The sequence below is a fragment of the Cystobacter fuscus genome, from assembly GCF_002305875.1.
Taxonomy (GTDB): domain Bacteria; phylum Myxococcota; class Myxococcia; order Myxococcales; family Myxococcaceae; genus Cystobacter; species Cystobacter fuscus_A.
Map to the genome: position 1 here is coordinate 3,361,635 of NZ_CP022098.1, position 26,342 is coordinate 3,387,976.

The 26,342-nt window shown below is 67.1% G+C and carries 19 protein-coding genes and 1 pseudogene; 8 read left to right on the forward strand and 12 right to left on the reverse strand.

Annotated elements, in window-relative coordinates; all coding sequences use genetic code 11:
• Positions 1-17: 17 nt before the first annotated feature.
• Positions 18-398, reverse strand: coding sequence for a glutaredoxin domain-containing protein (locus CYFUS_RS13945; protein ID WP_095985661.1), 381 nt, complete (start codon positions 396-398; stop codon positions 18-20).
• Positions 399-636: 238 nt separating this feature from the next.
• Between CYFUS_RS13945 and CYFUS_RS13950 the strand changes: the two genes are divergently transcribed.
• Both CYFUS_RS13950 and CYFUS_RS13955 read left to right on the forward strand, forming a co-directional pair.
• Positions 637-3,588 (forward strand): beta/gamma crystallin-related protein, encoded by a 2,952-nt coding sequence (locus CYFUS_RS13950; protein WP_232537550.1) that lies wholly within the window; start codon positions 637-639, stop codon positions 3,586-3,588.
• Positions 3,589-3,709: 121 nt separating this feature from the next.
• A complete protein-coding gene (locus tag CYFUS_RS13955; RefSeq protein WP_095985662.1) occupies positions 3,710-5,878 on the forward strand; it encodes a carbohydrate-binding protein in 2,169 nt (722 codons plus the stop codon).
• Between the two features lie 96 nt (positions 5,879-5,974).
• On the opposite strand, the pseudogene CYFUS_RS53895 reads toward CYFUS_RS13955, so the two are convergent.
• Positions 5,975-6,178: pseudogene (locus CYFUS_RS53895) on the reverse strand (hypothetical protein); the annotation flags it as partial.
• Positions 6,179-6,515: 337 nt separating this feature from the next.
• Between CYFUS_RS53895 and CYFUS_RS13965 the strand changes: the two are divergent.
• The gene (locus CYFUS_RS13965; protein ID WP_232537551.1) at positions 6,516-7,271 is read left to right on the forward strand and encodes a hypothetical protein; all 756 of its coding nucleotides are present in this window, start codon (positions 6,516-6,518) and stop codon (positions 7,269-7,271) included.
• Between the two features lie 189 nt (positions 7,272-7,460).
• Here CYFUS_RS13965 and CYFUS_RS13970 read toward each other — a convergent pair whose 3' ends face one another.
• Positions 7,461-8,351: an alpha/beta fold hydrolase gene (locus CYFUS_RS13970; RefSeq protein WP_095985665.1), complete on the reverse strand. Its 891-nt coding sequence runs from the start codon at positions 8,349-8,351 to the stop codon at positions 7,461-7,463.
• A 282-nt stretch (positions 8,352-8,633) separates the two neighbouring features.
• Here CYFUS_RS13970 and CYFUS_RS13975 point away from each other — a divergent pair, with 282 nt between their 5' ends.
• The 3 genes from CYFUS_RS13975 to CYFUS_RS13985 all read left to right on the forward strand — a co-directional run bounded on the left by CYFUS_RS13975 (position 8,634) and on the right by CYFUS_RS13985 (position 13,410).
• Positions 8,634-9,563, forward strand: coding sequence for a transposase (locus CYFUS_RS13975; protein WP_095985666.1), 930 nt, complete (start codon positions 8,634-8,636; stop codon positions 9,561-9,563).
• Positions 9,564-10,220: 657 nt separating this feature from the next.
• The gene (locus CYFUS_RS13980; RefSeq protein ID WP_095985667.1) at positions 10,221-10,610 is read left to right on the forward strand and encodes a hypothetical protein; all 390 of its coding nucleotides are present in this window, start codon (positions 10,221-10,223) and stop codon (positions 10,608-10,610) included.
• A gap of 313 nt (positions 10,611-10,923) precedes the next feature.
• A complete protein-coding gene (locus CYFUS_RS13985; protein WP_095985668.1) occupies positions 10,924-13,410 on the forward strand; it encodes a glycoside hydrolase family 3 protein in 2,487 nt (828 codons plus the stop codon).
• Positions 13,411-13,524: 114 nt separating this feature from the next.
• Here CYFUS_RS13985 and CYFUS_RS13990 read toward each other — a convergent pair whose 3' ends face one another.
• Complete coding sequence (locus CYFUS_RS13990; protein ID WP_157758438.1) at positions 13,525-14,565, reverse strand: CAP domain-containing protein; 1,041 nt, start codon at positions 14,563-14,565, stop codon at positions 13,525-13,527.
• Positions 14,566-14,707: 142 nt separating this feature from the next.
• Between CYFUS_RS13990 and CYFUS_RS13995 the strand changes: the two genes are divergently transcribed.
• Positions 14,708-15,448, forward strand: a complete 741-nt coding sequence (locus CYFUS_RS13995) for an alpha/beta fold hydrolase (protein ID WP_232537552.1) — start codon at positions 14,708-14,710, stop codon at positions 15,446-15,448.
• A gap of 16 nt (positions 15,449-15,464) precedes the next feature.
• Here CYFUS_RS13995 and CYFUS_RS53900 read toward each other — a convergent pair whose 3' ends face one another.
• Positions 15,465-15,590 carry a hypothetical protein gene (locus CYFUS_RS53900; RefSeq protein ID WP_269770239.1) on the reverse strand — a complete coding sequence of 42 codons (126 nt, stop codon included), beginning with the start codon at positions 15,588-15,590 and terminating at the stop codon, positions 15,465-15,467.
• 61 nt (positions 15,591-15,651) lie between these two features.
• Here CYFUS_RS53900 and CYFUS_RS14005 point away from each other — a divergent pair, with 61 nt between their 5' ends.
• A complete protein-coding gene (locus CYFUS_RS14005) occupies positions 15,652-16,944 on the forward strand; it encodes a hypothetical protein (RefSeq protein ID WP_095985671.1) in 1,293 nt (430 codons plus the stop codon).
• Between the two features lie 7 nt (positions 16,945-16,951).
• On the opposite strand, the gene CYFUS_RS14010 is transcribed toward CYFUS_RS14005, so the two are convergent.
• From CYFUS_RS14010 to sppA, 7 genes are all read right to left on the reverse strand, one after another.
• Complete coding sequence (locus tag CYFUS_RS14010; protein WP_095985672.1) at positions 16,952-17,614, reverse strand: HAD family hydrolase; 663 nt, start codon at positions 17,612-17,614, stop codon at positions 16,952-16,954.
• A 53-nt stretch (positions 17,615-17,667) separates the two neighbouring features.
• Entirely contained in the window at positions 17,668-18,168 is a 501-nt protein-coding gene (locus CYFUS_RS14015; protein ID WP_157758439.1) for a hypothetical protein, read from the reverse strand.
• Between the two features lie 100 nt (positions 18,169-18,268).
• Positions 18,269-19,168: a DUF2381 family protein gene (locus CYFUS_RS14020; protein WP_095985674.1), complete on the reverse strand. Its 900-nt coding sequence runs from the start codon at positions 19,166-19,168 to the stop codon at positions 18,269-18,271.
• A 24-nt stretch (positions 19,169-19,192) separates the two neighbouring features.
• The gene (locus CYFUS_RS14025) at positions 19,193-20,929 is read right to left on the reverse strand and encodes a serine/threonine protein kinase (protein WP_157758440.1); all 1,737 of its coding nucleotides are present in this window, start codon (positions 20,927-20,929) and stop codon (positions 19,193-19,195) included.
• A 118-nt stretch (positions 20,930-21,047) separates the two neighbouring features.
• Positions 21,048-21,914 (reverse strand): alpha/beta fold hydrolase, encoded by an 867-nt coding sequence (locus tag CYFUS_RS14030; protein WP_095985676.1) that lies wholly within the window; start codon positions 21,912-21,914, stop codon positions 21,048-21,050.
• 131 nt (positions 21,915-22,045) lie between these two features.
• Positions 22,046-23,572, reverse strand: coding sequence for a transcription termination factor Rho (gene rho, locus CYFUS_RS14035; RefSeq protein WP_095985677.1), 1,527 nt, complete (start codon positions 23,570-23,572; stop codon positions 22,046-22,048).
• A gap of 261 nt (positions 23,573-23,833) precedes the next feature.
• A complete protein-coding gene (gene sppA / locus CYFUS_RS14040; RefSeq protein ID WP_095985678.1) occupies positions 23,834-26,314 on the reverse strand; it encodes a signal peptide peptidase SppA in 2,481 nt (826 codons plus the stop codon).
• Positions 26,315-26,342 lie beyond the last annotated feature (28 nt).

A 26,342-nucleotide genomic window follows, 5' to 3' on the forward strand; every position in this document is an offset into this window, starting at 1 on the left:
CCCCGGCCCCGGGCGGCTCAGGCCTTCTGCCCGAGCCGCTCGCGCAGGGAGCCATCCCCCAGCGCCTTGACGGTGTCGTCATGGCCGCCGATGAGCACGCCACGCACGTAGACCTGGGGGAAGGTGGGCCAGCCGCTCCACATCTTGATGGCGAGCCGCTCCTTCCATTTGGCGAAGTAGCTGCCGTACTCGAGATAGGTGAAGGTAATGCCCGCCTGGGTGAGGGCCTGGCGCACCTTCTTGACGAAGGGGTTCTGCGCCATGCCCACCACCACCACGGGCTCGCGCTCCACGGTGGTGCGGACCTGATCGACGGTGTCCCGGTGGAAGCCGGCCATCGCCTCGGCCACGGCGGGAGCGCGTTTGTCGTCGGAGAGAAGGGAACGGGGTGTGGTCATGGGACGCGCACCTTAAGCGGGTCCTTCCCCGGACGTCGAGTGAACCGATACCCCCACGGCGAACTGGGCTCGAGCCTTGAAAATGGTTCGGGCCCATTGTTTTTTCCGCGGTTGACGCGATGCGTCTCCCGCCTCTGGCCCTCCATCAGGAAAAGTCAATTTCCGAGAAAAAGTTGAAAGGTTAGAATTCATGAGAAAATCGTGAAAATTGAAATACGGTAGAAAAATGAAATCCTCATTGATCTCTTCGAGATTGCCCCTGCGCTCCGAGGGAAGGCTGCGTGCGACGGTCGTGTTCACGCTGTCCTGCCTCCTGTCGGCCAGCGCGCTGCCCTCCGCGGCGAGGGCGAGTCCGACGAGCCATTCGTTCAACACGGGCTCGGGCGCCCTGAACGTCGACTCCGCGGGGTATCTGTCGAAGCATGACGTGGTGTTCAACGCGCCCGTCACGGAGCCCAAGAGCGGGCTGACCGTGGGCAATGGGCGGGTGGGCGCGATGGTCTGGGACAGCGCCAACGGGCTCACGCTGCAGGTGTCCGGAGTGGATGCCTCCCAGGAGGGGTTCGCCTCCCAGGGGTGGGTGACGCTCTCCACCAACCCGGGCCTGAACACGGGGTCCTCCACCTTCCAGCAACGGCTCGCCCTGTATGACGGCGTCGTCACCACCCGATACGACGGCAACCGCACGGTCACGATCCTCGGGGCCCCGAACTCCGAGGTGCTGGGCATCCACGTCGAGGACAGCCGGACGGGTGTCTCCAACATCACGCTGGAGCTGAGCCTCTGGGATGTCAGCGCGTTCGGCGGGGGGGACGTCCCGGACATCAACACCTGGCGGAGCGTCTCCACCCTCGTCGAGACCGGCGTGGCGGGGATCAGCCGGGGGCAGACCGACGCGAACCACTTCGGCTATACGCTGGCCGCGACGGTCGAGGGCGCGAGCTTCACGACCCAGTTCGTGAACAACAACAAGGTGCGGCTCACCATCATGCCCACCTCCAGCTATACGATCTGGATCGCCTGCGCCAGCCGGCTGAACGCTCCCGGCTACGACTCGGTCAACCAGGCCAGGAACCTGCTGAACAGTGTCAAGAGCACGGGGTATGCCACCACCCTGAACGACTTCAAGAGCTGGTGGCATGCCTTCTGGAACAAGTCCTTCGTCCAGTACGCCAACGCGTCGGGCGATGCGGACTACCTGGAGAACTTCTACTATCTCAGCACCTACATCATCGCGTCGGGTGCCTACGGCAACTATCCCTTCCACTTCATCAATGGCGTGTACAGCGCCGTCGCCGACGACGACAGCGGCAAGTGGAGCAACGCGTACTGGTATTGGAACCAGCGGGACGTCTACCACTCGTTCCTGGCCTCCAACCACGCGGACATGGTGAACATCTTCAACAACCTGTACAGCCGCAACTTCGCGGCACTCAAGTCGTACACGATGACGCGGTATGGCATCGATGGGATCTGGGTGCCCGAGACGATGGGCTGGGACGGCAACGCGCGGGGAACCATCTACAGCGACTACACGCAGGACACGCTCTCCACCGCGGCGGAGGCGGCCCTGAACATGTACAGCCAGTACAAGTACACCCAGGACACGGCCTACCTGAGTGGCACGGCCTACCCGTTCATGAGGGAGGCGGCCAAATTCTACGCGGGCAAGCTGTCGTATGACCCGGGCAGCGGGAAGTACTACATGGCGTCGTCCAACGCCCATGAACAGCACTGGGACGTCCGCAACGCCATCACGGATCTGGCCGCGGTGCGCGGCCTGTTCCCCAAGACCATCCAGGTCAGCCAGCAACTGGGGCAGGACGCCACCCTGCGCTCGCAGTGGCAGAACATCCTGAACAACCTGGTGGCCTATCCGGTCGATCCGAGCAACCCGGCCCAGTACTTTCCCCATACGCCGCCGCTGTCGCCGAACCGGAACGGGGAGAACGTCGTCCTGGAGCTGGCCTGGCCCTATTCCGTGTCCGGCATCGGCGCCTCGGATCAGCAGATGCTGATCAACAACTACTACAACCGGCCCTTCCCCTATGGCGGCAACAACGTCTGGGACCCGTCCCCCATCCAGGCCGCGCGGCTCGGACTCGGCGACGAGGCCTACCTCGGGATGAAGGCGATGATCCAGCGGTACCAGGACTATCCGAACGGACGCACGACGAACACCAACGGCGAGTTCGAGTACATGGGCGTGAACCTGATCGCCATGAACGAGTCGCTGATGCAGAGCTATAACGACAAGATCCGGGTGTTCCCGGCCCTGCCGACCGACTCGACGATGAACGGCAAGTTCACGCTGCTGGCCAGCGGTGGCTTCCTGGTCAGCTCGGAGAAGGAGGGCAACGAGATCAAGTACGTTGGCCTCAAGAGCCTGTATGGGAACGCGGCCACGGTCGTGAACCCCTGGGGCACCCAGCAGGTCCAGGTCAGGCGGGTATCCGACAACGCGATCATCACGTCGTCCTCGAGTGGTGAGTTCACGTTCAGCACGGCGGCGGACACGGTCTACGTCGTCGAGCGGGTCGCCAAGACGCTCGGCGCCTATGCCTACCAGTCGCTGAGCGGCAGCCAGAACAACACCCTCAAGACGGTCACCTACAACGGGGTCCCCCGGGCCCTGGGCAGCACGGCTCCATACACGGGCCCCAAGCCGACCTTCTATCCGGACCCCAACTTCGGCGGCACCGGCGTCTCCCTGGCGCCGGGAAGCTATGGCATCTCCCAGATGCAGGCGGCGGGCATCGCCAATGACAACATCTCCTCGATCCGGGTCCCCGCTGGTGTGACGGTCATCGCCTACGGAGATGGCGCCTTCGACGGGCCCTCCTGGACCTTCACCTCCGACAACGCCAACCTGGCCAACACCGGCAACGACAACACCATCTCCTCGATCAAGGTCCTGGCCTCGTCCTCCCCGGGCGTCACCTTCTACCCGGACCCCAACTTCGGCGGCACCGGGGTGACGCTGGGCGTTGGCAACTACGACATCGCGCAGATGCGGGCCGCGGGCATCGTCAACGACAGCATCTCGTCCATCCGCGTGCCCACGGGCAGGACGCTGATCGCCTACGGAGATGGCGCCTTCGACGGGCCCGCCTGGACCTTCACCTCCGACAACGCCAACCTGGCCAATACCGGCAACGACAACACCATCTCCTCGTTCCGGATTCAGTGAGTCATCCCAGCCCGAGGAGATCGCGGTGTTCCGCGCGCCGCGTCGTGACTGGAACTCCCCCATGGAAATAAACCCGTCATGACGTAAATACATGGAATCGTGTGAAAACGAGGAGGCTCGAGTGGCATTGAACTTCAAGAGACGGATGGGAAGCCGTGGGTGGTTGAAGAGCGGAGTGGGGGGCCTGTTGTGGGCGGCCCTGGCCTGCGCGCCCGAGGGTGGCCCGCCGCGGGCACCCGATGCGAATCCAGCCGATGAGGTGGGGGCGAGCACGCTCCCGCTGCGACTCAACGCGCAAGGGATCACGGCGGGCAGCTACACTCAGGTCTATGTCGCGACGAACGCGAACGATGGCAATCCAGCTACCTATTGGGAGGGTGCCGCCAACGCCTATCCCAACTGGATCCGGGTCGATCTGGGCAGCGCGAACAGCGTCAACCAGGTGGTCTTGAAGCTACCGACGACCTGGGGCGCCAGAACGCAGACCCTGTCCGTCCTGAGGAGCACCGACGACGTCACCTATACACAGGTGCTCGCTCCCGCCACCTATACGTTCAGCCCGAGCGCCAATACGGTCACCTTGAACTTCACGGCGACCAGCGCGAGGTACGTGAAGCTGAACTTCACGGCCAACTCGGGCGCCACGGGCGGTCAGGTCTCCGAGTTCGAGGTCTATGGCTCCGCTCCCACGACGACTCCTCGTTCCGCGCTCGGCCAGTTGGCGGCCTCGAGCTACGACAGCCAGTCGGGCACGCAGTTGGAGGCGAGCAGTGAAGGGGGACAGAATGTCGCCTTCATCGACGATGGCGACTACCTCGCGTTCAACAACCTGGACTTCGGCGGAGGCGCGAACACCTTCGAGGCCCGTGTCGCCAGCGCTGGGGCGGGGGGCAATATCGAGGTCCGGCTCGACAGCCTGACCGGAACGCTCGCGGGCACCTGCTCGGTCCCGGCCACGGGCGGCTGGCAGACCTGGACCACCCGGTCCTGCGCCATCAGTGGCGTGAGTGGCGTGCACGACCTGTACCTGAAGTTCACCGGGACCGGGACGGGCGGCCTCTTCAACGTGAGCTGGTTCAAGTTCTCGACGGCGGCGGCGGGTGACGGCAACGACGTGGTCGGCAAGCTGTTCGCGGGATATCAGGGCTGGTTCAACGCGGCCGGGGATGGCTCTCCGAACAACGGCTGGATCCACTGGTCGAAGAACAGCAGCGCGCCGACGCCCAACTCCAACGTCAACTTCGAGATCTACCCGGACCTCCGGGAGTACACCAAACTGTATCCGACCAATCTGGGGAACCTGGCCAATGGACAGCCCGCCCGGCTCTTCTCTTCCTACGATCCGGAGACGGTCAACAAGCACTTCGAGTGGATGCGGACCTACAACATCGATGGCGCCGCCCTTCAGCGGTTCGGCGCTGACGAGAACGATGCTCCGAACGGCTGGAAGACCAACCGCGACAGCGTGGCGGTGAAGGTGAAGAACGCGGCGGAGGTCTACGGCAGGAAGTTCTATGTCATGTATGACATCACGGGCATGAACCCCACCAACTGGGTGGCCGCGGTCAAGCGTGACTGGACGGCCCAGGTGGTCAATGCCATGCAGCTGACCTCGTCCCCCGCCTACGCGAGGCAGAATGGCAAGCGGGTCGTCTGCATCTGGGGAATCGGGTTCACCGATCGGCCTGGCACGGCCGCCGAGGCCATGGATCTCATCAACTGGTTCAAGGGTCAGGGCATGTATGTCATCGGCGGCGTCCCCACCTACTGGCGGACGGGCACGAACGACTCGAGGGCGGGGTTCGAGAACGTCTACAGATCCCTGGACATGCTCTCCCCGTGGTTCGTTGGCCGCTTCGGGGGGCTCGACGGCGCGGACCACTACATGGCGAACCAGTGGCAGCCAGACTTCAACTACACGCAGCAGTATGGAATCGCCTACCAGGCAGTCATCTGGCCGGGGTTCTCCTGGGCCAACCTGAACGCGGGGCCGCGCAATCAGATTCCCCGGCTTCACGGCGACTTCATGTGGCGGCAGGCCTACGATCTCAAGCGCGTGGGGATCTCGACCGGGTACGTGGCCATGTTCGACGAGTACGATGAGGGCACGGCCATCGCCAAGGGGGCGGAGAACAGCTCGATGCTTCCCACCAGCCAGTACTTCCTGAGCCTGGATGCGGATGGGGTCGCCGTGTCCTCGGACTTCTATCTGCGGCTGGCGGGTGACATCAACCGGCTGTTCAAGGGACAGCTCCCCCTGACCGTCGACCATCCCACGAGCCATCAATAGGGCGGTTCCTCAGCGGGCCCGTGTGGGAGGGCTCTCTCCGGACACCTCCGGCGGCGGGTTCATGCGGCGGCGCTGTGGAGCGGGGTGGCTCCTCCGTTACCGCACCCTCGAGCGCCGGCCCCAGGTGCCAGCCACCAGGCACCTGGGGCCAGGGGATGCCCATCCCCCCAGGCACCTGTCATCCCCGAGTTGGTTGAAGGAGTTGGAGCCCCTGGCCCACACGGTGCCGTCGGCCCGCAGTGCCAGCGACTGGTTGCCCCCCGAGGCCACGGCTATCCCCCCACTCAATCCCTGTACCTCCTGCGAATTCACAGAGAGGACACAATGACGATGCGAGTGGATGCTCCAGCTCAATCAGAGACGCACGGTGAGACAGTCGCTCGGCGCTTCAGCAGCACCCACCGCACCCGGTGCGGAAAGGACAGCGTCCACTGTCGAAAGGCCCGTGCGGCAGCACTCGCTCCACCAGATGCGCCCGGAGCAGGCCGCGCCCCAGCCCGTCCGCTCCCGCCCCCCAAGAAGTCCCCATGTTCCCTCCCCTGGTCTGGAGCACCGAACAGGTTGGGAGGAGACGACTTATGAGTATGTCCACTAAAACGGATCAGGCCCAGAATCATGCGTGGTAGCTTCCGCGGCCATGCGGACTTCACTCCGACTCTCTTCTCTCCTCCTTGCCTCCTCCCTCGCTGCCGGCTGCCTCGGCCCCGAGACTGACACCGACACCCTCCAGGCCACCGAGCAGCAGGCCACGGATCCCACGGTCCGCGTCTACAACATCGTCGAGGCCGTGCTCCCCGCCAGCAACTACGACGGCGTCGCCGGCGACGAGTGCGTTGCCCTCCTGAACCCCGAGCACCGCCTCCGCAAGATCATCCTCGTCGAGACCGCCGGCGCCAACGGCTCCTGCGCGCTCAACGCCTACATCGCCGGCACCGCCCTCAGCTTCACCTGGGGCGACACCTCCGTCTACCAGGGCTCGTCCGGCATCACCGCCATCCGCGCCGCGCTCTCCGACAATGATGGCGCCGTTCACCGCCTCACCGGCTCGATCACCTCCGAGGCCGCCGCCCTCGCCCACCTGCAGTCCTTCCACACGCTGAGCGACGCTCAACAGGCCAGCCAGCTCGGCACCTTCACCGCCACCCGCGTCCACTCCCTCTACGACTTCGAGGGCCAGGAAGAAGTGTTCGCCGAGGCCGCCTACCAGGCCGTCCGTGTCAACCAGCCCTGCGAGAACCCCGGCTCGCCCAGCCTCGAGGCCCGTGTCCACAACGGCTTCGTCTACGGCTACACCGCCAGCAATAGCGGCAGCTGCCACAGCGGCTGGTTCTCCATGTTCCACACCTACAACCGCAACTGGCGCCTCGTCGCCCGGTCCGATTATTCGGAGTAGCTCGCCGCGCCGCTCTCGTCTGCCCGCTGCCCGTGAGCAGCTCCGCGCCTCGGTCTCGTTGGAGACGCGGAGGAGCCTGAAAACACCGAGGCCGGAAACCCCTGAGCGCTCAGCGGCTTCCGGCCTCGGCTGTTGTATCCCCGACGGGATTCGCACCGTGCGAGGCGGGCGTATAAGCCCGATTCCAACTCATGCGGCCTGGGAAGGACGTGCCAGCTCTTCCAGGAAGCGCGCGACGCGGGTGTTGACGCGCTCGGGCTGCTCGCCGGACAACAGGTGGCCGGCATGGGGGACGAGCTCGGCCTGGAGGTGGGGGACGAGTTGCCGCGCACGCTCCACCAGGGCCGGGCCGTTGGTGATGACCTCCTTGTCGCCCACCAGCAGCAGTGTGGGCACGAGCAGCCGCCGGAGCTCCTCCTCCGGGAAGGGACCCGGCCGCACCCGGAACCGCGAGCGGAAATGCCTCATCCCCGCCGCGAACAGGTCCGAGGATTCCCGAGGCGGGGTGTTCCCCGGGGCGCACATCCACCGCTCGGCCCAGTCGAAGACGGGGCGGTACGGGAAGAACATGCACGGGACGGCGTGGAGGATGAACTGAGTTCCCACCTCCGCGAAGCAGCCCGCGGGCGCGATCAGCACCAGCGCCCTCACGCGTGCGGGCACCTTCAGCGCGAAGTTGAGGCTCAGCCAGCTTCCCAGCGACTGCCCGCCCACCACGGCTGACTCCACCTTCAACCCGTCCATCACCTCCCCGAGCCAGGCGGCGCAATCGTCACGGCTCTTCAACGGCCGCTCCACCTCGCTCCAACCGAAGTCCCCCGGCACCTCGGGCATGTAGATCCGATGTGTCCGGGCGAGTGCGGCGATGTTGGGGGCCCACATGGTCGAGGACCCCGACATCCCGTGCTGCAGGAAGAAGGGAGGCGCCTCGCGAGGCCCGCTCACGAGCACGTGCGTCCGCCCGAAACGCGTGGGCACGAAGAGCCTCTCGACGGGGACGGGCCAGCGCTCCAGGGCCCTGTCGTAGACGGTCGTGAACGCGCTCTGCCCTGCCTGCGTCTTGAATGAGGGATTCATCATGATGGGTGCCTTTGCGCACGGATGATGGACGAGCGTAAGAGGGCCTCCTCTGGTGTCAAAGGACTCGAAACGCCCCGCCAAGTGTCAAAGGACTCCTCTCGCCAGGTGTCAAAGGACTCCTCTCTCTCCTCTGGTGTCAAAGGACTCGAAACGCGGAACCCGAGCCAGAACGAGACTCGGCGTGGACGGTTGAACCCACTCCCGTTGAATGCTTCCGCGGGCTTGCGAGTTGGCGCGAGGGGTGCATCCGGCCCGGCGGAGCGCAAGCAGAGGGGGACGAGGATGGGCTGGCCGCTGAGGATGTTCCAAGAGGAGGGCTACTACTTCGTCACCTCCAGGTGCTTCCAGGGACGGCTGCTGCTACGCCCCAGCGCGGAGGTGAACGAGGTCGTGGGCGGAGTGCTGGCCCGCGCCGTCCAGCAGAGCGCCGGCACCATCCGGCTGTACGCCTTCACCTTCGCCTCCAACCACTTCCACTTGTTGGTGTGGGCACGAGGAGCCGCGCTCGCCGGTTTCATGCAGTACCTGCGCGCCAACCTCTCCAAGAAGGTGGGGAAGTTGGTGGATTGGAGTGGAGGTTTCTGGGAGCGGCGCTACTCCGCGGAACCGGTGCTGGACGACACCGCGCTGGTGGGCCGGTTGCGCTACGTGCTGGCCCATGGGGTGAAAGAGGGGCTGGTGGAGAGGAGCGCCGAGTGGCCGGGTCTCACGTGCCTGCCGCAGTTGTTGGGGCCAGCACGGCGGCTGTTCCGATGGTTCAACTGGACGAAGCGATGGAGCAAACGCGGAAGCGAGGACATGGCGGGTGAGGGGCGCTTCGCTCAGGAATGGGCCGAGCCGGTGGAACTGGAACTCGCGCCACTGCCGTGCTGGGAAGGACTGAAGGAGGAGCAGAGGCAGCGTGCGGTGCGGGGGCTCGTGGAGCAAGTGGAAGCCGAGGCTCGAACCCGGGGCACGCCCGTGTTGGGCGTGAGCGCCGTGAGGGCGCAGCACCCGCATACCCGGCCCGAGCACCTCGAGAGGAGCCCGAGGCCGTTGGGACATGCCTCCACGCGTCAGGCGTTGAAGGAACTGCGCGAGCAATACCGGGCCTTCGTTACGGCATTTCGAGAGGCGGCGGCTCGGTGGAGTCAGGGGGACTTCTCGGTCTGCTTCCCTCCCTTCTCCTTTCCGCCACGTGTCGTGCCGGGTCGTGCTGCTCAAGTTCTTTGACTCCCTCGCGGAGACTCCCTCGCGGGGCTTTCCTGGCGTTCCTCAACCCCCACCTCTTCCCAGACGACTGAGCGCTCAATCCCGACACATTCTTGGGGTTCCGCACTTCTCTCATGAACTCCCACGCCCGCTCTTCCATATGGCGGACAGCAATCTTGAAGAGGATGGGCTTGGATGCGATCCGCTCCAGGTCGGAGTCCGGAGTGTTCGTCCTGTGATTGCCCTTGGGTTCGGCATTCTCATCCAGATGGTGATTCCTATTTCGAAGGAGCACCGCCAACGCGGCCTGAAGTCGAAGGGGCGCGGCGACATCAGCGAGCATGCTCGTCCGCCCCACGTAGTCGCGGTGGGTCATCTTGTTGAGCTTCGTGTAGGTGACATAGATGCGCCCCAGCCTTTTCCCACCTTTCTCGTTGGGCTTCAGCCTGGGTGCTGTGCCAGGCGGAGGCGCCACGTCCGGGTATTGACCTTGAACCCACCTCTTCATGTCTCCGAAGTGTGTGCCGTAATACTCATCCACGAGCTCGGGGTCTTTCGCGCCCTCGCAGACACCCTCTCGGGGCTGCGGCTACTTCCTTGTAAGAGCAGGAAATCATGGTTCATACTCCAGGTGAACCTGGTGGAATGATCCATCCAGGAGCCCTGGAGTCGAGCCTTATGAAGACGCTTCGCTTGTCCCTCATGGTGATGTGCACCTTGTCGCTGGCCGCGTGTGGTGGGAGCGACTCGAACTCCGAGGCGGCTCCCTCCGAGGCAGCTGAACAGCCGGGAGTGCACGCCATGGCCACGTGCTACGCGTACCTGCTCGATGGCACCAACCTCTCCGGGCCGACGCTCAACCCCTTTCCGGTGACGGGAGCGGTGGGCCAGTGCATCAACCTTCCGGTGGCCTCGGACAACCTGACGTCCTCCTTCCGCCTTGCCAACTGTGGGGCATTCTTCTTCGATGGCGCCAACTGCACGGGAGCCTCCTTCGCGGCGCCGACCAGCAGCCTCACGATGCCTCCCGGCTTCGACAACGTCACGACCTCGCTGCGCTTCTATTGATTCGCGCAGGCCGGAGAAGGTGTGCCGGAGAAGGTGTCCGGAGAAGGTGTCAAAGGACTCGTACCAACACCTCGCTCCCTACGAGTCGTCTGACACCCTAACGGGACACCCTAACGGGAGAAGGTGTCAAAGGACTCGTACCAACACCTCGCTCCCTACGAGTCGTCTGACACCCTAACGGACACCCTAACGGGACCATCCGGAAGACTCAGCCCCTGAGAAGATCCGAACCGGCGGAAAGCTACCGCCAGACGGAACAGCCGATTTCAACGGGTATCGATTCCCCGCGCCTCTTTGTTTTATGAGGCCGGGCATGACGACGATCCCCCTGCGAATGACGACTTCCCAGGCTCCGGCCGAAGCACCCACGCCCCCGCGAGCCACGGCCCACCCCTCCCTCTGGCCCCAGGCGCGCAGTCCCGAGGCCCTGACCGACGCCCAGACCGAGGCGCGCATCGAGTCCCTGCTGGCCCGGCTCAGTCTCGAGGAGAAGGTCGGCCAGGTGATCCAGGCCGACATCGGCTCGATCAAGGCGGAGGACCTGCGGACCTATCCGCTGGGTTCCATCCTCGCGGGCGGCAACTCCGGCCCGAACAACGACGATCGCGCCCCCGCCGCCGAGTGGCTGAAACTCTCTCGTGACTTCCGCGCGATCTCGCTCGAGGAGCGCCCGGGCCACACGCCCATTCCCGTCATCTTCGGTGTGGACGCCGTGCACGGGAACAACAACATCCCCGGTGCCACCATCTTTCCGCACAACATCGCCCTGGGCGCGATGCGAGCTCCGGAGCTGATCCGGCGCATCGGCGAGATCACCGCGCTGGAGAGCGCCGTCACCGGCATCGACTGGACGTTCGGCCCCACGTTGGCCGTGCCTCGCGATGATCGTTGGGGCCGCACCTACGAGGGCTATTCCGAGGACCCCGAGTTGGTGGCGAGCTACGCGGGCCCGATGACGCTGGGGCTCCAGGGCGAGCTCCGTCCGGGTCAGCCGCTGGCGCAGGGCCGCATCGCCGGCTCGGCCAAGCACTTCCTCGCCGACGGTGGCACCACGGGAGGCAGGGACCAGGGCGACGCGGAGCTCAGTGAGGAGGAACTCGTGCGCCTCCACGCCGCGGGTTATCCCCCGACCATCAACGCCGGCATCCTGTCGGTGATGGCCTCCTTCTCCAGCTGGAACGGGGTCAAGCACACCGGCAACAAGACGCTGCTGACGGATGTGCTGAAGGGCCGCATGGGCTTCAATGGCTTCGTCGTGGGTGACTGGAACGCCCACGGCCAGCTGCCTGGCGCCACCAACGAGAACTGCCCGCAGGCGCTCATCGCCGGGCTCGACATGTACATGGCCCCCGACAGTTGGAAGGGGCTGTTCCACAACACGCTCGCCCAGGCGCGCGCCGGAGAGATCCCCCTGGCGCGCCTGGAGGATGCCGTGCGCCGCATCCTCCGCGCCAAGTTCAAGGCCGGGCTGTTCCACACGGAGCGCCCGCTGGAGGGCCGGTTCGAACTGCTCGGCGCCCCCGAGCACCGGGCCGTTGCTCGCGAGGCCGTGGCCAGATCGCTCGTCCTGTTGAAGAACGAGGGTGTGCTGCCCATCAAGTCGACCGCCCGCGTCCTCGTGGCGGGGGATGCCGCCGACGACATCGGCAAGCAGTGCGGAGGTTGGACCCTGAGCTGGCAGGGCACGGGCAACACGAACAATGACTTCCCGAACGCGCATTCCATCTACGCGGGCATCCGCGACGCGGTGGCGGCCGGTGGCGGCAGCGCCGAGCTGAGCGTGGACGGCTCGTTCACGAAGCGGCCGGATGTGGCCATCGTGGTCTTCGGCGAGAACCCCTACGCCGAATTCCAGGGCGACATCGCCACGGTCGAGTACCAGCCGGGGAACAAGAGCGACCTGGCCCTGCTCAGGAAGCTCAAGGCCCAGGGCATCCCCGTGGTGTCCGTGTTCCTGTCGGGACGGCCGCTGTGGGTGAATCCGGAGATCAACGCCTCGGATGCCTTCGTGGCCGCGTGGCTGCCCGGCACCCAGGGCGAGGGCGTGGCGGATGTCTTGATGGGCGACGCGAACGGCAAGCCCCGGCGCGACTTCACCGGCAAGCTGTCCTTCTCCTGGCCCAGGAAGGCCATGCAGACGTCGGTGAACCGGGGCGACGCGAACTACGAGCCGCAGTTCCCCTACGGCCATGGACTCTCCTACGCCCAGCCCGCCCGGGTGGAGATGCTGTCGGAGGATCCGGGACCGACGGTCGCCGCCACCAGCACGGATCTGTTCTTCGGCTCGGGCAAGGTGGCCGAGCCCTGGTCGCTGGTGCTGTCGGACACGGGCGGCTCGAGCCCCGCGTTGAAGGCCAACGGAGAGAGCCCCCACCGCGTGCTCTCGGTCCGGGTGGTGGACGCGGGGGCCCAGGAGAATGGCCGCACCCTGACCTGGTCGGGGACACAGCAGGCCACCGTGGCCATCATCGGTCCGGCCGTGGACCTCAGCCGTCAGACCACGGGCGACATGGCGGTCGCCTTCCGTTACCGCCTCGACCGCGCACCGGTGGCACCGGTGAAGCTGATGCTGACGAGTGGCGAGCGTCCGGCCTCGCTCGACATCACGCGGCTGCTGACGACCCTGGGCTCGGCGACGGAGTTCCGCATGCTCAAGGTGAAGCTCAGCAGCTTCCGCGACGCGGGCGCGAACATGTCGTCGGTGACGTCTCCGCTCGCCCTGACGACTTCGGGGGCGTTGACCCTGACCGTCACCGACCTGCGCCTGGCCACCAACGACGGCGACGCGGTCAGCCCCTGAGGTCCGCCGCCTGAGTGGCGGTGGATGGGCCCCGGTTGCACCCCTGGCTGTCGGGGTGCATCCACCGTCATGTCAACGGGCACCGGCTCCGCCACCGGTGCCCGATTTTCTTCGCTAGGGGCAGTTCACCGGCTGCACGGTGTAGCGGATGGGGTTGGTCAGTCCCGGCGCGGTGATGGTCACCTCATAGGTATGGCCCGCCTGGGTGGTCCAGCCCTGTGGGTTGAAGCGGATGGCGTAGGCGGAGCCGTAGTTGGCGAGCAACTGCGTCACGGTGACCGGAGCGGGCTGCCCGTTGTCCGTGACCGTGACCTGCGCGCTCCCGAGGTTGTAGCTGGACGCGTAGGTCTGTACGGACCACCCGGTGACATCGACCGAGGTCTTCCCCGGGATGTGGATGGCTCCGAGGGGGACGGGGCCCGGCGGTGGCCACGCGGTCCAGGCGCGGTTGGCGGTCCCGCTGCCGCCAATGACCCAGTGGCAGGAGCCTCCTGTCGTTCCTCCGATTCCCACCGCTCCGAGCTGATTGGAGAGGAACCAGCGGCGGTGGCCGAGCGTGGTCGCGTTGCCGGAGTCCGACATGTACAGGTCGATGCATCCCACGGCCCGGCCCGAGCAGATGTTGCTCTTGCCAGCAGCCTCCGCGCCACCGGAGGAGTAGCAGCTCCAGCTGGAGGGCGGGCTGTGATTCAGGCTGTTGTTGGCGTCCATCATGAGCGCGCACTCCTGGGCCTTCTGATTGCGCGCCGCATCGGTGCTCACCGCGGGCAGCTCGGCGAGGAAGCGGTAGAGGTTGATGAGTCGCAGCGAGTTGGCGCGGGCGTTCGCCCCCAGGTCGCCCGCGATGCACCCGTTCACGGCTCCGCTCCAGCTGCCTTCGGAGAGGTCCGCGCGGTCACACTTCCAGCGCAGGCACACCTGGGTGGCGCGATCGCCGGTGATATTCGAGCAGGAGGGAGTCCCCGCATCCGGAACCTCCGAGCCCGGCCCCGCATCTGGAAGCTCTGTGCCTGGCCCTCCATCGCCGGGTGCGTTGATTTCGCCGCCCACCTTGTCGTCATCACGGACGTCCCCCACGCAGGCGGATGCCTGCACCGCGGCGGCGACGACGAGGCACGACATTCGGAACGAGCCCAGGCTTGGGAGGTAGCGCATGGAGTCAGGATATTCGAGTCGAGCTTCCCTACGAGTCGTCTGATACACCCTGGCTGGCTGGCTGATACACCCTGGCTGCCTTTTTCTGCTCCAGTCCCTTGGCGTCTTGCCGCGGCGCGGTGCGGGTGGGTAGGTTCGCCCCGTGCGACTCGAGACAACGCTCGTGGGCAACGGCCCCCGCCGCATCGGCCTGGTACATGGACTCGGGGTCGACTCGTCCACCTGGGAGCCCTTCATCGAGCAGCTCCGCGCGGCGGGCGAGGTGACGGTTTTCGCGCCCGATCTGCGGGGCCATGGCCGCAGTCCGCGGTCGGACTCGTGGGGGCTCGCCGAGTTCGCCGACGATCTCGTCGAAACCCTCCCGCATGACCTCGACGTCGTCGTGGGACACTCGCTCGGAGGCGCGGTGCTCGCGGCCGCGGTGGAGCGGTTGCGGCCCGGCCACGCGGTGTATCTGGATCCGGGCTTCCAACTGGGCCTGCCGACCTCCGGGCTCTGGGGCCGGCTGTTCTGGGCGGCTCCGGCCCTGACACTCGGTGTCGCCGCCCTCATCACCGCGCGCTCGAACGCGGCGGCGCGCAAGGGCTACCCGGAGCGCACGCAGCGCCTCATCGCGGACGCGACAGCGCGCTTCGACAAGCGGATGGCGACGAGCGTCTTCCGGGACATCGCCTTCCACCCGGTGGTCGCCGCCAGGCCCCTCGTGCCCTCCACTGTCGTGCTCTCCGCGGACAGCAAGGCCGTGTTGCCGGAGGCGCTTGCCACGGCACTGACGGGGTTCGGGTGGGATGTGCGCAGGCTGCCCCACCTGCGCCACGACATGCAGCTGCAGGATCCGGCGGCGACGTTCGCGCTCCTGCGGGACGTGCTGCTCGGCGAGTGAGTTCTGAGCCGGCCCTTCACGGTGGCGGCTTCGCTTCCCGTCGCCTCCACTTGACGCCGTGGCTCAACTCATGGGCGAGCACGTCGACCGGGTTCAGGGACTTGTTGTGGTTGGGATTGCGCGGGAGGCTTCCGATGGACATGGGTTCCACTCCACCGGACTGTGTCGAGGAATCCTTTGACACCTTCTTGGGGGCGTAGAACATGGGCGCCATGCCATTCGTCCTGCCCTCGTTGCTGTGGACGCTCCTGGGCGTCGCGCCCACGGCATCCGATCCGCTGTGCACCGGACGCGCGCCCTGCCAGGTCGTCGAAACACTCCATGGAGGCACGGATGCCCGGGGCCAGCCCCTGCGCGTGGTGCGCCTGGACCTCGGGTGGTTCTCCTCCGACGATGCCCCCGAGGAGAAGGGCCGCAAGTTCGGCGCGGGTCGCCGGGCCAAGGGCAGCCTCGTGGAGGATGACTGCGCGGCCTCCGAGTGGTGGTTGGTCTCGCCGGACACCTCCCAGCTCCTGCTCTCGGTGTGCAACGACGGCTACGGCAGCGCGCAGAAGGGCGAGGACGTGGTGAAGGTGAAGAACGGCCTGTTCTCCCACGTGCAGTCGGGGGGGGACAGTCAGCGCTGGCTGCACACCCGCGTGTGGCGGTTGTCGCCGCTGGAGCGGGTGCGCGAGGGGCACGTGAACTTCCTCATGGGCCAGGACGACGTGGAGGATCGGACCGCGTGGGACTTCAGCACGCTCCAGGGCAGCCGGTTCCTCGGGCCGGACACCTGCCAGGATGGCCCGTTCGCGCCCAGCAAGCGCACGTTGCCCTATCTGCCCCGGGTGTCCATGGACGCGGCCTACGTGGACGAGGGGTGGAAGCGGGTGGGGCTGGGCTCTTGTGCGTTGCAGGCGAAGAACGTGACGCTCGGCAAGCTCAATGGCGCGCGGGATGCTTCGCTCAAGGCACTGCTGGTGGCGCCAGGCACGTTGATCCTCGAGGTGCGCGACAACCTGTGGGTGGGCACGGACGGCAAGACGTGGCGCGAGGATGACCACCTGGAACTGTGGCTGGGCGCGAAATCCCCGGAGGAGCTGACGGGGTGTGGCAAGCCCGAGGCCGATGAGCGGCTGGTGCAGTGGGGCATCGGCATCACCACGGGACTGGTGTTCCCGGGGTATGGGCCACCGCGTGGAGAACTGGGAGTGGAGCGGGTGGAGTTGCGCGGGAAGTCCGGTGAACTCGAGGGCTACCGGCTCAAGCTGACGCTGCCCGGGCGCTTCGCGGGCATCAGCATCGCCTATAACGACAGCGACGAGAGCGGGAAGCCGCCGGTGCGAACGCTGGCCACCAGTCCGTTGAAGTTCTCGCGGCCGGAGACGCTCAACATCGTGCGAGACGTGCCGCGTGCGGAGGGCACCTGCGTGGTGCGGGGTCATGAGTTGGAGGTGGTCGTCACGCCCCCTCGGCTCGAGGGGCTGGAGGTCGCCGTGCTCCCCTCGGGTCCGTGATTGGATTTCATGAAGGAAGGCACATGCCGCGCGTCTCGATCCATCGCAGGAACTTCGTCAGGTCCTCCACATGGAACGACGCGGATTCCGCGGCCTGCTTCCGCCCCCGCAGGATTTGTACGGTCGGTATTCCCAGTTTGTTCCCAGCGTCTATCTCCGAATGGGGGTTGTCTCCCAGTACGACGACCTCCGCTGGTCTCAATTGATAGGTCTCGAGGAGCTCGCGGAAGATCGCCTGCTTCCCTCTGCGCCCGGGTTCATCGAGGGCATCGACGATGATGCGGTCGAAGTAATGAGCAATCCCAAGACACTCGATCTTGCTCTCTTGCAGTCGCCGGAATCCCGTCGTGACGAGGAAGCGCCATCCGGGAATCTGCCCAATCACTTGGATATCGGGATAGGGTATCAGCTCACAGCTCAGGCGGAATCCCGTGAACAGACCTCCGACCCTGGCCTGGACTTCCGTTGACAGACCATGGCGCCTGGCGATCTCGTCGAGAGGACGCTCCCGTAGCATGTTCAGGATATTGGCGACCTGAGCTGCCTTCAACTCACCGCAACCCTCGAGAACTTCCCGCAGCGCGGTGAGCATCGGTCTGGACACTTCTTCGGGAACGCTCCGCGTCGGAAACAGTGTATCGTCCAGGTCATAGATCACTGCTTTCAACATGGGGTCGGTTCCGCTCTTCTTGACGAGTGAGCTGGGCGGACGTGAGCGCGGGACTACCCGGCCTGCGAGCACCCATTCAAATCCACGTCGCTGTACACGCCCTTGTTGAACATATAGGCTTCAATGAAGTCATGGTGACGGCTCACGATCCGGTTGATGTACAATTCGAGTCCCTCGGACGGCGTCCCCTTGACACCCAGGGCCACGGCTTCGAAGGAGAAGTCACCGGTTCGTGGACTGTTCACCACGGAAACCAGCCCATAGGTGAAGTGACAACCCCCCACGACATTCGACCCAGACACGCGCACACGCGAGCCATCCGGACACGCCGCGGGCAGGTATCCCGCTGCGAGCAAATCCGTCAGATTGACCGCGTAGGCATTGTTCTGCGCCAGGATGGACTGTTGCTTCTCGACCAGCGCTTTCAACTCATGAATGGCTTCGCATTCGAGGCTCCCGCTGTTGACCGGTTGGTTCTCCGCCAGCGCGGGGAGCGCCCACGAGAAGGACAACCCGACGACCACGGAGAACGAGCGCATTGTACGACGTCGCATGGAATTCCTCTCTTTTTGCTCTCGAGCGTATTACTGCCATCCCCACGACGTCGCCATCCCCCAATCGTGCGATGCCACTCTCCCCCAATCGAGGGAGGAGTCAGGGCAGGGGAATGTTCTCCATGGTGATGGAGCGCGGTCCTTCTTCGTTCAGCGTCAGTGTCAGTGCCTCGAGCGGAGTTCCCGGTGCGGCCCTGGCCTCGACGAAGATGGCCCTCGTCACTCCGGGGTAGATGGCCTGCGGGGGGCCAAAGCGGATACCTTCCAACCGCTGTCCCTGGTTCGCCACCAACATGGCCTTCTCCACCTTCCAGGGGGCGGTTCCGCTGTTCTTGACGGAGACCTGCACGGCCACGCTGTTGAATGAGCGGAACACCGTCCCATCCAGGATGGTGAGGGAGTTCTCCACGTTCCACGACACATTCACGCTCAATACCCTCGAGACGATCCCCTGGCGACCCAGTTCTCCGTTGAGGAAGACCCTCAACAGTCCGCCAGGTGCGTTCAACTGGCCGTGCAGGGACTGGTTCTCTTCACCCAGGCGCTGATTCTTCGCCCGTTCCTCCTCGATTTCCTGCCAGAGCGAGGCCCGGGAGCGACCGTCATGGAAGACATCGACCTGGTGGGTCACCTGACCTGGATGCGCGACCAGCATGAAGGTCACCCCCTGCTCGGGCGGCTCCCTCTCGAAGCGCACCGAGAGTCTCAGCCGTTCCCCGGGAGCCAGATCCGGTGGTGACACGAAGCTGATGCTGTCCCGTCCCCGGAGCACCCTGCCGAAACGCACTTCCTCTTCCAGGTCGACCGAAGCCGGTTGATCAAAGACAAATCCCGTCAGGCTGCCGGGAGCGATACAGATCTCCTGGACTCCCGCGGCGGCCCGTGCGGATAGATCAATGCGTTGTCTGTCCACACAGGATGGCCGGGGAGCCGGCATCGGCTCGGGAGTCGCTTGCCTCAGCACCAGGGTCAATAGAAGATACAGGGGGGCGGGGTGCATGGAAGACGAAACTCCAGGAGGCTGTCAGTAGTAGAAACGATTCACGGTCTCCACGGCCGGTATGAGGTTGATGATGGCCTTGCCCTTGCTCGGCTGGCTCCCGGGTTCCATCGGCATCCCCGGATGGATCCCCTCCGTGAGGCGCATACAGATGGGCAGGACTTCTCCCGTGCGAAGGATGAGTTGGGTGAAATGGCCATGAATCCGGTTGTCTTTGAAGTAGAGCTCCCCGTAGAGCTTCGTCTGATCCGGGATGCCCTCCCAGTCCCCGTGGACCTGGGCGGTGGTGAAGGGGCCTTCCTGGACGGTGAGGGTCTCGATGCGTGACTTTCTGGATTCCTCCAATGGGATGAGGATGACCGTATGCCAGCTGGGCCATACGACGCCGAAGCGCTTGAGCGTCTCCTGATGGCCCGGAGGGCACTCGGGGGAGGGGCGGGGACGGGGGGGAGGGGTGCTCGCGCAGCCCGTGCCCACACACGCGGCGGAGACCAGGGTGGACTTGAGCAGGGAACGGCCCGGGTGGGGTTTTCGCATCGGTTGATCCTCGCGGTGCGGCGCGTGGGTGGGCGCGGGGGGTGGTGACTCCAGAAGTTCCGCGCGTGGACCAACTTCGGCCGTCTTCGAGGTGTCTGCCAATTCCTGGCGGAACCCGGCTTCGTGTGGCGGGAGGGGCACAGGCAACCCAGTGCGTGGGATCATGGCCCTCGTCTCCGAGGGAAGAGGCTGGGGGCCCGGCGGGAGGACCAGCGCCGCGAACAGGCTCAGGAGCAGGGCGCGGCTCCTCCCGGACGTGGCCGTGGGCGCGGGCGCCGCCGGGGCGCGGGGAGGCTCGGAAACCGGCCGCACCGGCTCCTCGGCGAAGAGCGGCACCCTCCAGGCGTCGTCCGCCTGGGCGAGGGCCTCGTCCACGGCGCGCGCGAGCGCCTGGGCGTCGGCGTAGCGGGCCGCGGGTGCCTTCTCCAGCATGCGCAGGCACAGCTCCCCCAGGGCCCGGGGGACGCGAGGATTGCGCACGTGGGGCGCCTCCGGCGTGTGCTCGAGGATGGTGCGCGTCAGGGGGCCGTGCCGGTCTCCGAAGGGCAGGGTGCGCGTGAGCAGGACATGGAGGGTGACTCCCAGGGCCCACAGATCGTCCGCGGGCTGGGAGTCATAACGCTCTCCTTCCCACTCCCGGGCGAAGCGCACGATCTCGGGGCTGCGGTACTCGGGCGTGCCCGGAGGCAGCCGCATCGTCAGGCGCGGGGCGCCCTCGTACCGGGCCGAGCCGAAGTCCACCAGTACCGGCCGCCCGTCCTCCCGGCGCATGAGGATGTTGGCCTCCTTCACGTCCCGATGCACCACCCCCGCCGCATGCACCTGCCCCAGGGCTTCCACCATGGGACGCAGCACCTGCCGGGTCAGTTGCTCCGCCGTGCACCGAACCTCCCGGGCCCAGACATCCAGCGCCGGGCCGTCCACCCACTCCAGCGCGAGCACCAGGAAGCTCGGCTTGTCCTCGGGCCACTGGCCATAGCCGAGCACTCCCACCACCGAGGTGTGCCGCACCCGGCGCAGCGCATCCACCTCGCGCTCGCCCCACATCCCCATGGGTACCAGCTTGAGGGCGAAGCGTCTGCCGCCGCGCTCGGCCCGGTACACGCTGCCCGAGCTGCCCGTGGCCAGACACTCCTGGAGGGTGAACCCCGCCACCTGGGTACCCGGAGCGGGCTCGTTCCTCCTCCGCCCGCCCCCGTCCTGTTCGCCGCGTTCGTCAGACATCCCACCTGTCCTCCGGAGGCTGCGGAGGCTACCAGTGAGATGACCACATTCCCTGGACCCATCAGGTAGGCGGTCGCGGGGCCGACCCCATCGGGGCACTCGTCCCCGTCCGAGGCGCCTACCCGCGGGCCCCGCGCTCCACGGTGTCGATGTGCCCCAGGAGTGCCGCCGCGAGCGAGGGCATGAGGACGCGGGGAAGCGCATGGCCCATGCCCTCGAGGGTCACGAGCGTCGAGTGGGGCAGGTTCGCCGCCAGGTGCCGCGCGTTGGGCGCCGGATTGATGGGATCCTCCGGGGTGGCGATGACGAGCGTGGGCACGGTGACGTGGGCCAGCTCCGCGCCGCGCTCCAGGCCGGTGGTGCTGGCGCGTGCGTGGGCGCCCGGGTTGTCGTGCCGGCCGGCGTGGCGGATGATGCGGCGCTCGAGCGCGCGGTACTCCTCCGCGTCGAAGGGCAGCACCCGCCCGTGGAGCCTCCGCCAGTTCTCCACCCGCCAGTCCAGCTCCGCCTCGAGCTCGCGCGGCTCGAACATGTGGCTCCAGAACTCGAGCAGTCCCTTGTCGATGGGGACGGGCGCCGTGCCGTCCGCGGGCGTGCCACCGAGGGCGGGGATGCCGAAGACGGTCGCGCTGAGCAGCCGCTGGGGGTGATCGAGCAGCAGCAGTTGCACGAGCAGACCACCCAGCGACATGCCCACGACGTGCGCGCGGGAGATGCCGAGCGCATCGAGCACGGCCACGGCGTCCTCGGCCAGCCGGGTGATGGGATAGGGTTTCGTGTCGAAGGCCCAGGTGGAGGCGCCGGTGTCCCGGTGGTCATAGCGGATGACCCGGTGCCGTCTGGACAGCAGCGCCATGAGCTCGTCCGGCCAGGCGAGGCCCGAGGCATTGGCTCCCATGATGAGCAGGATGGTGGGCGCGTCCTCCGGGCCCCAGGTCTCGACCCAGAGCGAGACACCGTCGGCGACTTCGACGAAGCGTTGCATGTGGCGATTCCTCCTGTTCCCGAGGAGCGGAACACCAAGGGCCCGCCCCCGTCAGATGATGACGTGAAACGGGCCCTCGGGCTGATGCGCTCCGCTCCGGAAAGCGGAGGTGGCTCAATCCTTCACGACGCTCACAACTCCTCGAGGAACTCGTCGTTGTAGGTGTAGCGGCTGAGCCGCTTGACGAGCGCCTCCATGGCCTCCACGGGCTTCACCGCGAAGAGCATCTGGCGCATCTTCTTCACCTTCTCGTATTCCTTGTGGCCGAAGAGCTTCTCTTCCTTGCGCGTGCCCGACTGGCCGATGTTGACCGCCGGGAAGATGCGCTTCTCCGCCAGGAACCGGTCCAGGGTGACCTCGGAGTTACCCGTGCCCTTGAACTCCTCGAAGATGACCTCGTCCATGCGGCTGCCGGTGTCGATGAGCGCCGTGCCCACGATGGTGAGGCTGCCCGCCTCCTCGGTGGCGCGCGCCGCGCCGAAGATGCGCTTGGGGCGCTCCAGCGCGCGGCTGTCCACGCCGCCCGACAGCGTGCGTCCCGAGTTGTCCACTTCCTTGTTGTAGGCGCGCGCCAGCCGGGTGATGGAGTCCAGGAGGATCATCACGTCCTTGCCTCCCTCCACCAGGCGCCGTGCCCGCTCCAGCGCCAGCTCGGCGATCTTCAGGTGATCGCCCGTGGGCCGGTCCGAGCTGGACGCCAGCACCTCGGCCTTGATGTTGCGGCGCATGTCCGTCACCTCCTCGGGGCGCTCGTCGATGAGCAGCACCATGAGGTGGATTTCCGGATGGTTGGCCACCACCGCCTGGGCAATGCGCTGCAGCATGATGGTCTTGCCCGTCTTGGGCGGTGCCACGATGAGCGCGCGCTGCCCCTTGCCGATGGGCGAGATGAGATCCAACACCCGCGTCACCATCTCCCGATGGCCATTCTCCAGCTTGATGCGGTCCACCGGATCCACGGACGTGAGGTCGGCGAAGTGCGGCAGGCGGCTCATCAGGTCCAACGGGCGGCCATCCGCCTGCTCCACGCGCTGGACGATGCCCTTGGGGCCCTTCATCTGGGCGAAGGCATGCAGGTACTGCCCCGGGCGCAAGCGCAGCTTCTGCACCAGGTTCTTGGGAATCTCCGCGTCATCCGGAGAGGGCAGCAGGTTGCGCTTGAGCTGGCGCAGATAGGCGTTGGGCCCCTTGGCCTCGGTGTCGAGCACCCCTTCCACCGGGGCGAGCGAGGGCTGGGCGGCCACCTGCGGGGGCCTCTGCTGCCGCTCCCCATGGTGCTGCGGCGCGTGCTGGGGCGCCTGCTGCCCGTGGTGCTGGGCCTGCTGTTGCTGCTGCGCCAGGCGCTGCTGGTACTGCTGCAGTTCCTGCGGCGTGAGGAACACCTGCTGGGGCTGACCGTCCGGACCGGCCACCATGCGGTAGGCCTGTCCTTCGGGGGTGAAGAGCACCTGGGCTCCCCGGCGGCGGCGGCGGCGACGGCGGCGGCGGCCTCCCGGTCCGGGCGCGGCGCCCGCGGGCTGTCCAGGCGAGGCCGAGCCCTCGCCTTCATCGGGTCCCTCGTCGCCCTCGTCATCACCGTCATCCACGTCCGGTGCATCGGCGTGGGCGGCCATGGGGGAGGGGAGCTCGGAGGGATCGCGGTTATCGGTTTCGCTCATGGTCTACTGGGGTGAGGTGCGTTCCTTGGAGGGAGGAATCCCCGGCGGAAGCCCTCGTGGTGCAGCGGGCTGTGGGACAGGAGCCCACCGCGGGATCCTCGGGGACGACCTCGCGCGTCTGGCGCGAACCACCCGATGACCGAACCGCTGGCTCCTGGAGCGTCCCGGTGGCCTGGGCCTACCGGGAAGCGCGAGGTGATACTAACAAAGGACACACCGGAAGCCGGGAGAATTTCGTCTTCGGGTGTCGTCCGGTCGACTTCAGCGCACCGTGAGGGTGTAGGGCTGGACCGCCTTGAGTCCGGGTTCCAGCATCCACGGGGACTCCAGGCCGGCCTCCCGCAGGAATGCCTGCACGGTGGGCGGGAGGAGGGGCTCGGGGGGTCTCAGTGCGGCGCTCACGCCGGGCTCTCCCCCCAGGGAGGAGAAGAAGCCCCTGGCGTCCCCCATCACCTTGAGCTCCAGCTCCTCGTCGGCGGGCACCCCGGCCCGCTTGCGCGCCGCCTCCACCGCCTCCATCAGGCCTCCGAGCTGGTCCACCAGGCCCCGCTCGTGCGCCGCCACGCCCGTCCACACCCGCCCCCGGGCGATGGCGTCCACCCGGGCCTTGTCCAGCTTGCGAGACAGCGACACCTGGGTGATGAAGTCGTCATAGGCCGAGTCCACCCAGGCCTGGACGGCCTTCTGCTCCGGCTCCGTCCAGGGCCTCCACAGGTTCACCAGGTCCGGCATGGGGGCGCGGCCAATGGTCTCCGTGCTCACGCCCAGCTTGTCGCCCAGCAGGCCGCGCAGCGCGGGCTTGAGGAAGAAGACGCCGATGCTGCCCGTGAGCGTGGTGGGCAGGGCCCACACCTCGTCCGCGCCCATGGCCGCGTAGTAGCCACCCGAGGCCGCCACGTCGCCCATGGAGGCGATGACGGGCTTGTGCTTCCTGGCCTCGAGCACGGCGCGGTACATCAGGTCCGAGGCCAGCACCTCGCCGCCTCCCGAGTCCACGCGCACGACGATGGCCGCCACGGACGGGTCGGACTGGGCGTGCTCCAGGGCGAGCACCACCGTCTCCGCGCCCACGGACAGCTCGCCGCCCAGCGGCGACTGGCGGCTCTTGCCTCCGACGATGGTGCCGAGCACCGGCACCACGGCGATGCGGCGCCTCGGGCTCCAGCGCCCGTCCCGCTCGTCGCGCGGCGAGTAGCGGGCGTCATAGCGGGCGCCGGGCACCAGCGCCTCCAGCCGGGTGTCGAACTCCTCGGGCGTCAGCACCCCATCCACCAGCCCCAGCTCCTTGGCCCGGTTTGCCGTGAGGATGCCCTCGCCCCATGCCTCCCGGAGGCGCTCGGGCGTCAGGCGGCGCGCCTTCGTCACCCGCTCCACGTCGTGGGCCGTCTGCGTGTCCAGGAAGGCCTCGAGCGTCTCGCGCTGCGCGGGGCTCAGGTCCCGGCGGGTGAGCTGCTCGGGCGCCGTCTTGTAGTCGCCCACCCGGGCCACGTCCCAGCTCACCCCCAGCTTCTCCATCGTCCCGCCCAGGTACGTCACCTGGGCCGACAGGCCGTTGACGAGCAGCGAGGAGGCGGACAGGGCATACACCTCGTCCGCGGCCGCGCCCACGAAGTAGGCCCGGTCATCCACCTGGTACAGCATCGCCATCACCTTCTTGCCCGCCGCGCGCAGCCGGAGGATGGCCTGGTGCAGCTCGTCCGCCTTGCCCCAGTCCACGCCGGGCAGGCCCGCCACCTTGAGCACCACGCCCCGCAGCCGCTCGTCCCGCGTGGCCCCGTCGAGCCAGCGCATCAGCTCCAGGTAGGGGTCTCTCCCCACGCCGCCGAGCAGCGTGCCGAGCCCACCGCGCGCCACCAGCCGATCATCCAGGTCCAACAGCGCCACCGTGCCCCCGTCGAGCCGTGGCGCCGGGTACTTCTGTCCCGACAGGCGCACCGCCACCACGTGGTCCGCTCCGCCGCTCGTGGCGCCGCCGGCCGCGTAGGTGAGGCCCCAGTGCGTGCTGTCCAGGGTGGCCGAGAGCTGCAGGGCCAGCGGGCCCGCCGGGCCCAGGCCATGGGACACGCCCGCGCCCAGGCTCACGCCCGGAATCACCGTGGCGCGCGCCGTATAGGTGAGCTGTCCCGTGCTCCAGTTTCCCTCGGTCGCCGCGTAGTCCACGCCCAGCGTCACGCGCTCGCCCAGGGGCCGCACCCCCACGGCGAGGTTGTAGACGCGCGGCAGGAGGAAGCCGCCCTGCCGGGGCGCGTTCACGTCCCGCACCACCGCGCCCACGGACACGTGGCGCGAGGGGCGCAGCGTGAGGCCCAGATCGAAGCCGGACAGCCGGGAGAGCGTGGCGTCCGCCGAGGAGATGTCGTGGTAGCCCACCCCCAGTGACAGCGCCCCCGCGCCGAGCGCCAGGCCGAAGGACGTCTTGCGGTAGTCGGGCAGCCCGCGGCCCCGCATCCACTCGAGGCTGAAGCCCGCCCCCAGGCCCCCTCCGAGCGAGGTGCCCAGGAAGAGCCCATCCGCCACCTGGTCGCGCGCGAGGTTGCGCTCGTGCAGCCAGGTGAGCTGCCCGGGCCCCACCAGACGCAGGCTGGCGGGGTTGAGGGCCAGCGCCGTGGCTTCGTCCACCAGCGCGGCGGACGTGGGTGGCAGCGTCACCCCGCGGGGTGGCACGGCGGGCTGGAGGATGAGCCCCGTCTGGGCGAGCACGAGGCTGGGAAACAGCAGCGACAAGGCGGAAAGGGCTCGCATGGCCCGCGGACTCTAGGAGGCGCGGGGG